Source organism: Anabaenopsis elenkinii CCIBt3563 (assembly GCF_015245355.1).
GTDB lineage: Bacteria > Cyanobacteriota > Cyanobacteriia > Cyanobacteriales > Nostocaceae > Anabaenopsis > Anabaenopsis elenkinii.
Genome location: NZ_CP063311.1, coordinates 1,019,725 through 1,033,955, shown reverse-complemented (window position 1 = coordinate 1,033,955; position 14,231 = coordinate 1,019,725). Strand labels below are relative to the sequence as shown.

Below are 14,231 nucleotides of genomic sequence, written 5' to 3'. Positions count from 1 at the left end.
TGGGGTGTAAGATACCGACTTCTTACATAATTGGCATCATCTCATATAACTTGTCCAGCAGTTGGGGATCTGTGTGACTCGCAGATCATCAGATACATGATATTGACGGGGCGATCGCGAAGCGCTGCTGTTAAAGGCGATCGCCATTCTATATACCCCCCTCACCTTTTGATGCTACATGGAGATCCGGGGGTTAGAAACCCCCGTCTCAAAGCTAAAGTCAGATAAATCTGACTAGAAGATCATGTATTTGATGATCTTGACGGGATGCGATAGCGAAGCGCTGCTGCAAGCAGATCGAGAAGCGCTGCTGTTAAAGGCGATCGCCAAACGCTGCTGCAAGCAGTCTGAAATGGACTTTAGCTATATTCGCCCAAAACTTTTTAAACATCCTCTTAGCCTCTAGATGGGAACGCAATTCTCAAGGTTCGACTGTCTTTTTTGCCCCTTGCGGGGAATTGGTTATGAAAAACCTCTTAATTTTTATTTCCTATTGTGTGGGAGAAGCGAGATCACCTACTTTAAAACCATTACCAGAAACAATTTTACCAACACTAGAAGACGTATCCACATCATACAATTCCACAACCCCAACGGGAGTGGTTAAACGGCGGATTACTTTGCCTGTTTGTGGATCTTTTATTTCCTTACCCACTCTTTCGATAGAAACCTTCATTCCTACACTATAGCCGTCACTTGAACCTTTATTCAGAATAACTGTACCAGCACTAATGTCGGCAACTACTGCATTTACACGGGGTAATACTTTGGGAACTGCTGCTAGTTGGTTATTTTTTTTGTCTATCTCGCTAATAACTTGTTCTACAGCTTTTTGAGTGGCTACGGATAACAATTTACCTTCATTACTGGTAGTTGTACCACCTCCCATTCCAAAAACATAAACCTGATCATCTTTTTGAGTGCCAACACCGCTACCTTCTGCAACCATAATGATTTCACCAGTAGTGGTGTTAACTGCTCGAACATTTAAAGAGACAAGAGCTTCTGTAGTCTGTCCACCGACGTTAACACCAAATAAACCAAAACTCGATCCTTTTTTTTGAATGTCAAATTGAGTAACCGAACCAATAATAATTACCTCAACTCCTAATAAACGACCAATTTCTGCGGCGGTGCTAGGATTAACTCTGCCACTAGCACCTAAGTTTTGTTCTGTTAATACCGCATTCAGACGACTTCTTTCTATTACTCGATATTTGTCTGAATCTACTAAACGATTCACCAATACTTCACTGACACCTTTAGCACTACCGCCAAAAATATCTAATAACCATTGAGGGTTACTTAAGGCGCTATAGTCAAAATCTAAGACAGCGATTCTGATTTTTTGCTGGCTACTAGCTTGAGCAATAATGGCAGGAGGAGTGTTTGCTTTAACGGGATAATTGTTAGAGTCGATCAACGCAGTTCCTAACAACCCTACAAGCAGAAAAGAAAGATTTTTAGAGATAAAATGTTTGTTCATCAATTTGTATTGTTTTCTTACTTTTAAAACTAACCAGAAGTTACCTATTGACAATAAACTCTAAATATGTGTGACGCTAAAAAGCACATATTTTCGTAGGGGTTTAGCATTGCTAAACCCTTACCACACGGGTATATTTACTATCAACATCATTATTGTTCAAAGCCGGAAATTGGCTATTTTGGCAACATCATACCATTTTTCCCCTGGTTTTGAATATTGATTCAATCACAATCTAAAAATAGCACAATCAACTTACCTTTGGTTAAAAAGTGTATTTTTTATCTTGTGGTATCAGTGATACTATTTAAGTACTTTTGTCATCTATCTAAAGGTAGATATGTGAAAGAATAAATCATTCAAGGGCTACTAGCCCCCCAGGGTAAGAGCATCTCAATCAGGCTTGACATAAGGGCTGAGAGGAATATATTGTAGAGTCAATGAAACAAGAACTGAGAACTTGAATCATATAATCATTGTCCATACCAGTGCGTTTCATTTTTTGACGAAGACTACGTTTGTAAGTGTGTTCGCGATTGAGAGCATTGAGAGCAATGCGTCGTAAAAGAGCAAAATTACGGGGACTATGGAAAGAGCGAATACGGCAAGCATCCTCTAGTCCTTGCAATGATCAATGTCCGTAAGCAATGAGGCACAAGTGTTGAATGTTGTTAAAAAACTTTACATATTCATTTATAGTAGTCTTATCAAGGGTAAAAATGTCAGCAATTCATAATATCTTCCATCCAATGAACATAACTGATTTGTTGACACATACAAGCCTGAAGATAGCGGAATTTATCTAACATCTTTTCACCCCATTCTTTCGGAACAGATACAAGTTGTGAAAGAAGATTTTGAACAAGATATCAAAAAATTACACGAGATGGGTAGATTATGATTATTGTCAGCTATACTTCACTTAATCAATATGCTGTTTCTTAATCAAATTTATGAAAATCAAACTAATTCCACATTTCAGCTTTTTATTAATTACTACTCTCACTCTATCCACGTCTATCCACACCCCAGCAGTTAACGCCCAACCAGCAACTTTTAATTTTGATGATATTCTCAAATGTATACCAGAACATTGTCTTCAACTTCCAAATGACAATAGATTTCGTAACTCTCAAATTACACAAAGACTAATTAATCAATTACTAAAATGGGATAATATCTGCCAAAGATTGACTGGTCAAAGTTTATGTGCTGTGCGTAAATCATATAAATTCCAAAATGGAACAATTTCTCTCAAAATTCAGGGTACTGAAGGTTTCTCCACAGATATTAAGTTTAATTCTGGTATCAGTTCACAACAAGCTCTAAATATTGCCAAGCAATCTTTTAATGATGGTAAATCCTTTGCAAAAACAGAAAGGTTAAAAAACAGAACTGTTTTATATAGTCATCCCATTGATGATGGTGGTGGAGAGGCATTTTATCTACAAGAAACTTACTTGATTTTAAATCCCCGAAATCAAGTCAATAGAATAGTTTCAATATTTACAACTCCTTGATTTTTTTTGGTTTTATGAAGACTTTATCCGCTCGTTAACATCTATCTTTCATTTAGCTTTGGCTGATTACACCCAAGCTATTACACTTAATCTTAATGATGCTCTAGCTTACGGCGTTCGCGGTATTATTTACCGTCAACCAGGAGACATCAACAAAGCCAAGGAAGACCTCCAAAGAGCAGCACAATTATTCCGCAATCAAGGTAATACCGCTGCTTATCAAGACGTGATTGAGATTTTAAACTCACTGTAGATGCAAAGATACCTGAAAGTAGGCAATGAACAGGTTTTAGTATCCGCCCTACAATTATCGCCAGTAGAACAAAGTCAAATCATTCAAGCTGAAACCCCGCCTAATTACCTTTCCACCTAACAAGTATCGGGTAACACATCATTATATAATCTCCCCAAGACTAAATTAACTACCAGTGGTAACCTATCATGAACGAGCCACAACCAATTGAGTATGTAACTGCTTATCAAGCACAAAAATCACTAACATCATGGGAGTTAGAATATACCCTCACCGGACATTCAAGTACGGTTTATGCAGTAGCCTTCAGCCCGGATGGTCGCACTTTAGCTTCTGGTAGTCATGAAACCATCAAACTGTGGGATGTCGCCACCCAAGAGGAAATCGTCACCCTCACCGGACATTCAAATTCGGTTTATTCAGTAGCCTTCAGCCCCGATGGTAAAACCTTAGCTTCTGGGAGTTGGAATACAACCATCAAACTGTGGGATGTCGCCACAGGTAGGTCAATCGCCACCCTCACCGGACATTCAGGTTCGGTTCGTTCAGTAGCCTTCAGCCCCGATGGTAAAACCTTAGCTTCTGGGAGTGGGGATGAAACCATCAAACTGTGGGATGTCGCCACCGGGAGGTCAATCGCCACCCTCACTGGACATTCACAGTCGGTTTTTTCAGTAGCCTTCAGCCCGGATGGTAAAACCTTAGCCTCTGGGAGTCTCGATAAAACCATCAAACTGTGGGATGTAGCCACCCAAAGGAGAATCGCCACCCTCACCGGACATTCAGGTGTGGTTAATTCAGTAGCCTTTAGCCCTGATGGTAAAACCTTAGCCTCTGGGAGTGGGGATAACACTATCAAACTGTGGGATGTCGCCACGAGGAGGTCAATCGCCACCCTCACCGGACATTCAGGTGTGGTTAATTCAGTAGCCTTCAGCCCAGATGGTCAAACCTTAGCTTCTGGGAGTAGGGATAACACCATAAAACTGTGGGATGTCGCCACCCAAGAGGAAATCGCCACCCTCACCGGACATTCAGGTTTGGTTTATTCAGTAGCCTTCAGCCCAGATGGTCGTACCTTAGCTTCTGGGAGTGGGGATGAAACCATCGAGATTTGGCAAAGGTGTTTATCTGACAACAATGATGGTTATGAAGAGGATGATGGTTATGAAGAGGATGATGGTGATGAAGAGGATGATGAACAACCACCAGTTTTGTCACCGGAAGAAAGAATAAGGATTAAAGCAGAAAATATTAACTATCTGCATAGAACAGTAGATCAAACTCCTGAATTATCTAAGCTAAAAAATGCAGCAAATAATGATGCTTGGGAAGATTTAACAGAATGGATTGCTGAATCTACTTGTGATATTAATTTCGCCGCAAGTAACTCAGTTACAAGATTAACCACAGAAGTCGAACATAAAAATCCCCGTGAAATAGCACACAAACTAATTATTGATAAATCCTTACAGGCAGCAGGATTAGAATTAATTAGAGATGTGGTAGCAACGGTTAATAATATTTTAGATGGATTAGGAGCAGAGGGGATTGATCTACCACAAATAGCCAAATTAGGGACAGAGATGGTTTGTCAAATCGCTGAGATTTATGGATTTAATATAAATGCTCCTGAAAGAACAAAAGAAGCTTTATTTATATTTTGCTTTATTTTATCAGGAGAAAAAGTAATAGATATAGGAATAGATTGGTTAAAGTTGGGTTACATTGAGAATAAACTCCTAAAAGTCGGCACTAAAGCCTTAATGATTTATGGTCTAGGTCATGGGGCTTGTTTCTATTATGAATATAAAGATAAATTTGAATTTAGTCTCATTCCTCCAGATGATTTACTCAATAAATTGCGTCAAGAAAGAGATAATTACTTCCCAGATGATGTATCAGAGGCAACTGTCAAACAAAAATTAATAGTAGAAATTTCCATTGCTTCCTATAACAATCCTGACCCCAAGGTTAGGATAAATGCCATATCCCAAGCTCTGAACTATGGGGATGATGGGCTTAACTTACTTCTCCAAGCTTTAACCACAGATGAATCAGCGGATGTCAAGGATGCGGCTTATAATCTTCTGTACTCTAAGTATGGCAAGTTAATTGAGTCTGTAAACGCTTATCAAACACAAAAATCACTAACATCATGGGAGTTGGAATATACCCTCACCGGACATTCAGATTCGGTTGGGTCAGTAGCCTTCAGCCCGGATGGTAGAACTTTAGCCTCTGGGAGTGATGATAGCACCATCAAACTGTGGGATGTAGCAAACCAGGAGGAAATCGTCACCCTCACCGGACATTCAAATGATGTTAATTCAGTAGCCTTCAGCCCCGATGGTCGCACCTTAGCTTCTGGGAGTAGGGATGACACCATCAAACTGTGGGATGTCGCTACCGGGAGGGAAATCGTCACCCTCACCGGACATTCAAGTACGGTTTATGCAGTAGCCTTCAGCCCGGATGGTCGCACCTTAGCTTCTGGGAGTGCGGATAACACCATCAAACTGTGGGATGTCGCCACCGGTCGGTCAATCACCACCCTCACCGGACATTCAGATTGGGTTTGGTCAATAGCCTTCAGCCCAGATGGTCGCACCTTAGCTTCTGGGAGTGGGGATGAAGACATAAAACTGTGGGATGTCGCTACCGGGAGGGAAATAGCCACCCTCACCGGACATTCAGATTCGGTTTGGTCAGTAGCCTTCAGCCCAGATGGTCGTACCTTAGCTTCTGGGAGTGGGGATGAAACCATTAAATTGTGGGATGTAACAACCCAAGAGGAAATCGTCACCCTCAACGGATATTCACCAGTGTTCAGCCCGGATGGTCGTACCTTAGCCTCTAGGAGTGGGGATGGAACCATCAAACTGTGGGATGTCGCCACCCGGCGAGAAATCGCTACTCTCAATTCAAGTCATATTAATTCAGTAGCCTTCAGCCCCGATGGTAGAGCCCTAGCTTCTGGAAGTGGGGATGGTACTATCAAGATTTGGCGGGGGCGTTAATGGTCATGGTGTTGATGGTTGACTGTTGACTGTTGACTGTATGGCTAACGGCACGCGATCGCTATCGACTGCGCTCACCGACCACACAAAAAACAATAAAATCCAGTCCCCTCCCCTTGGGAGGGTGAGGGTGGGGTAAAACAATATTCGATACACTAATTATGACTTGACAAACATCCTCTAAATCACAAATAATTTATCAATTATTGATTCCATGACACAAAATACCTAAAATTTTATCTGACTCTTTAATATAATAATTATTCAAATCAATAAATATATTTGTTCCTTGCAACTTCAAAAACTTCCAAATATCTCCAGTGGTCACCGCTCCATAAATAGTTTTAATATCATTACCTTCTTGTTCATTAAACAACTGTGCTGCAAACATTGCTGCTGCACATTGTCCTAAACCAGCTTTAATGTTTTCATTCTTAGCTTCAACAATGATCATCACGGGTGCATTAATTGTTAACTGTTCCTGAGAACGACTGATGACGAAATCACAACAACCGTTTAATCCCTTTTTAAAATCTAGATTAAAATCAGTTCCCGAAAATAAACTAATTTTGCAATTAGCCCTACGTCTTACCTCCAGTAAAATCGGCGTAGTAATCATTTCTGATCGGGCTTTTTCCGTATTAATTGCTAATGCTAATTCTGTAGTTTCTTCTAAAGTAAATTTGAGTTGTTCACTGATTTGTATAGGTTCAACATTGATAAATAAGTCCATTTCTTCATGAATATGAATATTAAAATCCTTTTTAAACTTACTCAAGGTGAAATCACTATAAGCCATGTGTATTACCTGATTTTTAGGAAAAAATATTGACTAAAATTCTACCTAGTGGTATTATACCAGCCTGGTGGAAAATGTCTAATTACTTCCGCAACTGACCAAGCTTGAGCGATCGCACCTTTAGGGGTATGGGGAAAATCCCCATCAAAAATTTCTGAAATCGACTGTATACAAGCATCACAAAGGAAATGATCTAGTAATGGTTGCCAATCGAAGGGTAAAGGTAGTTGGGGGTAAGAACGCTCCCAAGCCCGAGTAAAGGGGCCAATCAACCAAGCCCAAACAGTCCCCTGGTGGTAGGAGCGATCGCGCTCTGGGGAATTTCCAATATATTTACCGATATAAGCAGGGTCGGATGTATCTAAACTCCGCAAACCATAGGGAGTAAGTAAACGCACAGTGGCTAAATCTACCACAGCTTGGCTCTGCTGTGGTGAAAAGCCGCAATGATGCAAGGACAATGCTATCACTGCATTAGGGCGAATCTGGGCATTACGGCGGTCATCTAATTCTATCGTGTCGTATAAATAACCTAATGGGTTCCAAAACTTTTGTAGAGAAATTTTTACTTGTTCCGCTTGCTGACTATAACGCCAGGCTTGCTTTACCAAGCGGGTGGAATCTCCTAACTGCATTTCGCTTAAGCGTTGCGCCCATTTACTCATCCAACATAAAGCGGAATACCACAGAGCATTGATTTCTACTGCTTTACCATTGCGGGGTGTCACAGGTACTCCGTCAATTACCACATCCATCCAGGTAAGAGCCATACCGGGGACATCCCAACTCACTAAGCCATCAGTAGCATCAACTTGGATGTTGTAATGGGTCCCACCCATAAAGGCTTTGTGAATTTGTTGCACAATAGGAAACTGGACTGCTAAAAATTCCCAATCTTGGGTAGCTTCTAAATATAGCCCTAAAGTTTCAATCCACCATAAAGCTGCATCAATACTGTTATAAGAGGGTTGACCATCAACATCAGGAAAAACATTAGGTATCAGACCGTGACGACAGTAACGCCCAAAGGTTTGTAATAGTCCTTTAGCTAGTTCAAAGCGCCGGGTGACTAAGGTTAAACCAGGTATAGCAATTAAGGTGTCACGTCCCCAGTCATTGAACCAGTGGTAACCAGCAATCACCGTGGGGCCAGCGATGGAAGCTCGATGAACGATAAATTGATCGCTGGCTTTTAATAATTTTTGCCAGATGGGGGATGAGGGGGATTTATGGGCGACCCAGCCAAAAATTTGGGATAGTCTTTTTTGTTCTGCTTCCACAGCAGCGGTAAAAATTTCCGGGGTGAGTAGAGCTTGCTGTGGGTCAGGAAAACCCATCTGTGCTTCTAGAACAATGGCATCTCCCGGTTCTAGTTTAACTGTTAAGTGGCCAGGGCTGTAGAGGTCTTCGCGATCGCCTAATCCTCGTTTTTTCTCTTCTGGTAATAAATAATCCCAGTACCAAACCTTATTGGCTTGATATTCCCCCCGACTCCAGCGCAAATACCATGGTGTACCGAATCCTCCCGGAAATATGGCTTGGAGACAAACTTGATTCTCACCCAGTAATTGTGAAAACTCTAAGCCTGGATGACCTTTTTGTTGGTGGTGAAAATCGCGATCGCCTATCAGTAGCCGTAATCGTAGTTTTACTGAAGTTTTACCATGATAATGATACTTAATTAACAACTGATGTTTACAAATATCCCCGAAACCATGGGGCATAATTAACTCTCTACTGAGTTGCCAATTGTCTTGTCTCCAAATCCATTGGGGAACTGGGTTAATATCAAAATAGTGCAGCAACTTGTAACCCTGGGGGGCGATCTCATGATTACCCCAGCAGTTTGTCCCTAGTGGGATCACCCTCCCTGAAACTTCTAAACTTGCTTCCATGTGGGAAAACAACAGGGTACGCCCACAGGGGGGATTAGTGGCGGCAAATAGCCAACCATGATAAGTGCGGGTGCGAACATCTGAAATCGTCCCACTAGCAAAACTCCCCAAGCCATTAGTTAGTAACCATTCTCTTGTGTCTAAATCAGGCATTTTTTACTCAAAATCGTTATGACTATGATATAGTCGTAACAGTTTGTAATTAAATTGTAGACGGGTAAGTGTGAACTGACCCGAGTTTCAACGCTCTTTTACGTATATAAGTCTAAGGAGAATTGGCTTCATGTCCCTCACTTACGCAACAGAAGGATGCCTCCGTGTTGGTCAACAGGCTCCTGAATTTACAGCAACTGCCGTGGTAGATCAAGAATTTAAGACAATTAAACTTTCCGACTACCGTGGTAAGTATGTCGTTCTGTTTTTCTACCCCCTAGACTTTACCTTTGTTTGCCCCACTGAAATCACAGCCTTCAGCGATCGCTACGAAGAATTTAAGCAAATTAACACTGAAGTCCTCGGTGTGTCCGTGGATAGCGAATTCTCTCACCTAGCCTGGATTCAAACTGACCGCAAGGCTGGTGGTGTGGGTGACCTCAATTATCCCCTAGTTTCGGACATTAAGAAAGAAATTAGCGCCGCTTACAACGTCCTCGACCCCAGCGCCGGTATTGCTTTGCGTGGTCTGTTTATCATCGATCAAGATGGTGTGCTCCAGCACGCTACCATTAATAACTTGGCTTTTGGTCGCAGTGTTGATGAAACTCTGCGGACATTAAAAGCACTTCAGCATGTCCAGTCTCACCCTGATGAAGTTTGCCCCGCTGGTTGGCAACCTGGTGATAAAACTATGAATCCTGACCCTGTGAAGTCTAAGGTTTACTTCTCTGCTGTCTAGATTTTTGTTTAAGTCGGATTATTAAATTACAGATGTAGAGGCTTAAGCCTCTACATCTGTCGTTTTTTCAATAAATTAGGTCAAAAGACCTCAATTATATCTAGGTGCTATACTTAGGCAGGCATCATTTCCATGGATCTACAAGCTGCTGCACAGCGACGACAAGAGGCGGCGCATTGCATCATCTTTTGATCTTGGCTCATCTGTTCGCAAGCTGCAGCAACGCGATCGCACATTTCGGCGCAAAGCATACAAGTGCGCCCCATGAATTCCGAACCGCCCATCATCATGTTCATGCACATCATACACATTTCTGAGCAGTCACGTATCAAACTCATAATGCTCTTGTTGATTTGTTTACCGTCTTGGCTCATACACTGAGTCATAGTTTCCAAGCAGATTTTGTGACATTCCATGCAGGCGTTCATGCAGTTTTGCATTTGAGTAGTCATGGTTTCAGTCATCATCATCATCATGGTCAATAGCTCCTGAATTACTCACATAGGCAGTACTTATAAGGGTAATTAGATTTTCTTGAGAGTCAATGGCATTTTTTTAGATGTGATTGATATAAACTCATATCCTGACTATAAAATGGTTAAACAATGCGGTCATCTCCTCACCCTCTCGGCGGTGGCTATAGAATACTTTGCCAGTAATTGAGTGCTTAATTTGCTGATCACCCCGCAGCTAATTGCAAAAAAATGGCTATAAGCATTGAATTAAAGATAAGATTATTGATACATTATGGAAATTAAACTGTAAATCCAGAGCTATTGAAGGTACTGAACCAGAATTTTTATGAAATCCCTACACCGTCCCGATCTATATGGCTGGTCTACTTTCAATCCCACAAGAAATATTGATTTCCATGGGGTTGCTTGGGTCCGTCCACAGGGAAATATCCTTATTGACCCGGTAGCTTTATCAAATCATGATTGGAATCATTTGCAATCCCTCGGTGGTGTGCTTTGGATTGTGTTGACTAATTCGGAGCATATCAGGTCTGCTAAGGAAATCGCTGATCAAACTTATGCTAAAATCGCCGGACCTGTGGGGGAAAAGGATAGTTTTCCCATACGTTGCGATCGCTGGTTGGCTGATGGTGATGAAGTTGTCCCCGGATTAAAGGTGTTAGAACTCCATGGTTCTAAGACACCGGGGGAGTTGGCCTTGTTACTAGAGGAAACAACTTTGATTACAGGAGACCTTGTCCGCGCCCGCAAGGCTGGTAGTTTAACCATCTTACCTGATGATAAGTTGCTCGACCGTGAGGCGGCGGTGGCTTCTGTGCAACGCCTTGCAGAACTCCCCCACGTAGAGGCTGTATTAGTGGGGGATGGTTGGCCTGTATTTCGGGATGGTCGCGATCGCTTGCAGGATTTGGTAGCGACCTTGTAATTACTTAACTAATTGGGTAACCTATTCCCCTAGCCATGAGTGCAGCCAACAGGGGAATCAGTGCAAAACCAGCAATTTCAGTTCTAATTAACCAGATGAGACGATTTACTTGAGATGATTCTACCTTGGGGGCTGTCCCTTTTTGGAGAGCAGGAACCCAACTAATAAAAGAAACTGTAGGATACAAAGACAAACCACCTACTAACAGAAAGATGGCTACTTTCGTATAAAAAACAGGATTATTTAAATAGTACTCCGAGCCTTTACCATAGTAAAGAACACGTAATACACCCGTAGCCAAAATCATCACTGCTGATATACCATACACCGTATCAGCAATGACAATTTTCCAAGCCTCATTTAAGCTCAACTCTTTTTGAGAGTTTAAGATGAATACTTCTAAAACCAGCGCTCCAAAAGACAACATCAACCCCAAGTAATGCAAATATGCAACAACGGCACTTACCAACATAATAATTTCCAGATTTTGCGATTTTAGTATTTATTTTGGAGCCGAAACCATCTCATTGGCTGTTCTTTTCGGTCAATTCCTTATAAATTGTACACTAAACACTGGCTAATCTGTGTTTTCTAATTGTGGTGCGGGCAAAGAAGATTACCCGCTACTCATCTAAATCTGGCTGTTAGACCTTAAGCCAACCTCGCAATTAACCTGGCGACACATCCGGTTCTTTTCAACCATCGCAAAGGATTCCTGGCGTTGCGCCAACAGCTAACAAACTGATTGTATATGCTTGTGGCTTCTGAGCCTGCCCTAGCTACACAAGCAGCCACAGCAGGCCAGTTTTTTGTCAAGGCCAGACCCACGCAGGGGGCCGCTGCAATTGCGTATGCTGGAGGTACTAACATATTGCTGACACCTTGTATCATCTGAGAAACCACAATGCCAATATGATAGTTAGCATTTGTTGGTACAAAGCTTTGCAGGTTATTAAATGTTTCTTCCAGGAATTTCAGCTGGTTTTGAGGTCTTTCTAAAACTGGGTTGTTAATTCCCGGTCTTTCTAAAACTGGCTTAAATAATTCTGGTTGTTCTCGTAGGTAAAGTTGTCTTGCTGGTGGTTGTAAAGATTCTAATAGCTCACCCCGTTCTACAACTGATAAATCTTGGATAAGAGACTTATCAAGTCTGATAGTTCCTACTTGGATTTGTTTTTCAATAGTATTTGCTCTGTCTCCAATTTTCTCTAACCGTTGCCGATTTGCTGTTTCGGCTTTTTCAAATGTTTCTAGAGGACTAATGCTACCTTGTTTACCCTGTGATGTGGCTAAAGTCTCGGCTTCCTTTAAAGCATTATCTAAAGCGGTTTTCATGGCTTCTGCATAGGCCAATGCTGCTTTTTCCACTTTTTCGGTATCTTGAAGTGTAGCTACCTTTTTATTTTCTACTTGGTTCAACGCCTGTTCTAATTCACTTAATCTGCTGGTGGCATCTTTTAACTGTATATTAGTAACTCCTGGTCTTAATAATCTAGGACTTTGGGCGTTTCCCATGACTGGGGTAAAAGCACTAACAGTCACTAAAAAACTGGTGAACACAGCTAAAAAGATTAATCTTGATCTCTGAAAATTTCCCAACATTATTGGTTCTCCCAATTTTTAGATAATATTTCTTGGTCAACAAAGATAAGCTGTATTTTTTTTAATCTTGTAATTATCCCCTGTGTAGTAAAGTGCAAGTATTGTTTCACCTGGCATTTTTCGTTTAGATCAGGTTCTCATTTTTTATGCAACCCCGGCCTACTATCATACAAATTTTTTCCACTTTCTTACAGTTCGAGGGAGACAGATTCAGTCATTGGGCGACAGAATCAAGATTGCGTCGCAGCATTCAAAATTGCCTACAACAAACCTCAAAAAACATAACTGAAAACTTTTGGGTTATATATTGGTATAAGTCTTGGGAAGTTACAGCAACTAAATTTTTAGCGCAGCAACATCTGACAGCATACTTACAAGAAGCTTGCTATTGGAGTTCTCAAAAAACAACCGCTAACCTGCTTAGTACCCAATACAAACTATCAGATTGTTTTCAAATAGCGATCGCCCAAGTTAATAAAGTTATCCAAGGTTTTAATCCTAATTACAGCAGTAGTTTGAAAAGTTATGCCAGTATTGTGTTTGGGAATGCTATCCGGGAATATTGTCGCCAAGTTGGGGAAGTGGATATTTGTACAGACTGGGGTCTGTTAAGGAAAACATCACAAAGGCGTTTCCATGACGCTCTCAAAAATGCTGGGTTCTCCTCAGATAGGATTAACGCTTATATCTTGGCTTGGCAATGTTTTAAAACTTTGTATATCCCCCAACCTGGTAATTGTCGCCAACTGGCTCCACCAGATGAGCAAATTTGGCAAGCGATCGCCCAAATCTACAATACACACAGTCACGATAAAGTCAACCCCCAAACCTTAGAAAACTGGCTCCTAAGTGCGGCAACATCCGTGAGAAAATATCTTTACCCCAGGATAGATTCCCTTAATATCTCCCTAGGCGAGGATTATGGGGAATTACTTGATTATCTACCACAGACGGAACCAGCATCTTTAATGGATGCAATTATCGCCACGGAAGAAGCCCAAACCCGCGCTGGTGTGCAAATGCAGATTAACCAACTTTTAGGGGATACCATCACCCAACTTGAACCACAATTGCAAAAGATTTTACAACTATACTATGGTCAACAGCAAAATCAAGATGTCATTGCCAAACAGTTAGAAATCAAGCAATATACAGTTTCCCGGCGATTGACAAAAGCTAAAACAATATTACTGCGAACTGTGGCTAATTGGAGTCGGAATACTTTGCATATTTCCATCAACACAGACCTACTAACTAGCATGAGTCCTGTGATTGAGGAATGGTTGCAAAATTACTACAGTCTTTCTACTAAAGGCGTAGAGTAAAAGGTGTCCATAATGACTGATAATCAGCTGCAAAA

General features: G+C 41.4%; 13 protein-coding genes and 2 pseudogenes. 7 read left to right on the top strand and 8 right to left on the bottom strand.

The window, feature by feature from the left end; genetic code table 11:
- Positions 1–244 precede the first annotated feature (244 nt).
- A complete protein-coding gene (locus IM676_RS04645) occupies positions 245–406 on the top strand; it encodes a hypothetical protein (protein WP_200989139.1) in 162 nt (53 codons plus the stop codon).
- Positions 407–490: 84 nt separating this feature from the next.
- On the opposite strand, the gene IM676_RS04640 is transcribed toward IM676_RS04645, so the two are convergent.
- The 3 genes and pseudogenes from IM676_RS04640 to IM676_RS19730 form a co-directional block, all read right to left on the bottom strand.
- The gene (locus IM676_RS04640) at positions 491–1,540 is read right to left on the bottom strand and encodes a CsgG/HfaB family protein (RefSeq protein ID WP_225880450.1); all 1,050 of its coding nucleotides are present in this window, start codon (positions 1,538–1,540) and stop codon (positions 491–493) included.
- 343 nt (positions 1,541–1,883) lie between these two features.
- A pseudogene (locus IM676_RS04635) lies at positions 1,884–2,102 on the bottom strand (transposase); the annotation flags it as partial.
- 106 nt (positions 2,103–2,208) lie between these two features.
- A pseudogene (locus IM676_RS19730) lies at positions 2,209–2,340 on the bottom strand (IS4 family transposase); the annotation flags it as partial.
- A gap of 99 nt (positions 2,341–2,439) precedes the next feature.
- Between IM676_RS19730 and IM676_RS04630 the strand changes: the two are divergent.
- The 3 genes from IM676_RS04630 to IM676_RS19725 all read left to right on the top strand — a co-directional run bounded on the left by IM676_RS04630 (position 2,440) and on the right by IM676_RS19725 (position 6,279).
- On the top strand, positions 2,440–3,006 hold the full coding sequence (locus IM676_RS04630; RefSeq protein ID WP_200989137.1) for a hypothetical protein: 567 nt from the start codon (positions 2,440–2,442) through the stop codon (positions 3,004–3,006).
- Between the two features lie 58 nt (positions 3,007–3,064).
- Positions 3,065–3,259: a tetratricopeptide repeat protein gene (locus IM676_RS04625; RefSeq protein WP_200989136.1), complete on the top strand. Its 195-nt coding sequence runs from the start codon at positions 3,065–3,067 to the stop codon at positions 3,257–3,259.
- Positions 3,260–3,447: 188 nt separating this feature from the next.
- Positions 3,448–6,279, top strand: coding sequence for a WD40 domain-containing protein (locus tag IM676_RS19725; protein ID WP_404799821.1), 2,832 nt, complete (start codon positions 3,448–3,450; stop codon positions 6,277–6,279).
- Positions 6,280–6,478: 199 nt separating this feature from the next.
- Here the strand turns inward: IM676_RS19725 and IM676_RS04610 are convergent, their stop codons facing one another.
- Positions 6,479–7,078 carry a hypothetical protein gene (locus IM676_RS04610; protein WP_200989135.1) on the bottom strand — a complete coding sequence of 200 codons (600 nt, stop codon included), beginning with the start codon at positions 7,076–7,078 and terminating at the stop codon, positions 6,479–6,481.
- Positions 7,079–7,119: 41 nt separating this feature from the next.
- A complete protein-coding gene (locus IM676_RS04605) occupies positions 7,120–9,126 on the bottom strand; it encodes an amylo-alpha-1,6-glucosidase (RefSeq protein ID WP_200989134.1) in 2,007 nt (668 codons plus the stop codon).
- Positions 9,127–9,256: 130 nt separating this feature from the next.
- Here IM676_RS04605 and IM676_RS04600 point away from each other — a divergent pair, with 130 nt between their 5' ends.
- Positions 9,257–9,868: a peroxiredoxin gene (locus tag IM676_RS04600; protein ID WP_200989133.1), complete on the top strand. Its 612-nt coding sequence runs from the start codon at positions 9,257–9,259 to the stop codon at positions 9,866–9,868.
- A 113-nt stretch (positions 9,869–9,981) separates the two neighbouring features.
- Here the strand turns inward: IM676_RS04600 and IM676_RS04595 are convergent, their stop codons facing one another.
- On the bottom strand, positions 9,982–10,344 hold the full coding sequence (locus IM676_RS04595; protein ID WP_200989132.1) for a four-helix bundle copper-binding protein: 363 nt from the start codon (positions 10,342–10,344) through the stop codon (positions 9,982–9,984).
- A gap of 325 nt (positions 10,345–10,669) precedes the next feature.
- On the opposite strand from IM676_RS04595, the gene IM676_RS04590 reads away from it, so the two are divergent.
- The gene (locus IM676_RS04590) at positions 10,670–11,269 is read left to right on the top strand and encodes an MBL fold metallo-hydrolase (RefSeq protein ID WP_200989131.1); all 600 of its coding nucleotides are present in this window, start codon (positions 10,670–10,672) and stop codon (positions 11,267–11,269) included.
- Positions 11,270–11,273: 4 nt separating this feature from the next.
- Here IM676_RS04590 and IM676_RS04585 read toward each other — a convergent pair whose 3' ends face one another.
- Positions 11,274–11,741, bottom strand: a complete 468-nt coding sequence (locus IM676_RS04585) for a DUF2214 family protein (RefSeq protein WP_200989130.1) — start codon at positions 11,739–11,741, stop codon at positions 11,274–11,276.
- Between the two features lie 179 nt (positions 11,742–11,920).
- A complete protein-coding gene (locus IM676_RS04580; RefSeq protein WP_200989129.1) occupies positions 11,921–12,871 on the bottom strand; it encodes a hypothetical protein in 951 nt (316 codons plus the stop codon).
- A gap of 146 nt (positions 12,872–13,017) precedes the next feature.
- On the opposite strand from IM676_RS04580, the gene IM676_RS04575 reads away from it, so the two are divergent.
- Complete coding sequence (locus IM676_RS04575) at positions 13,018–14,196, top strand: sigma-70 family RNA polymerase sigma factor (protein WP_200989128.1); 1,179 nt, start codon at positions 13,018–13,020, stop codon at positions 14,194–14,196.
- The last annotated feature ends 35 nt before the right edge of the window (positions 14,197–14,231 follow it).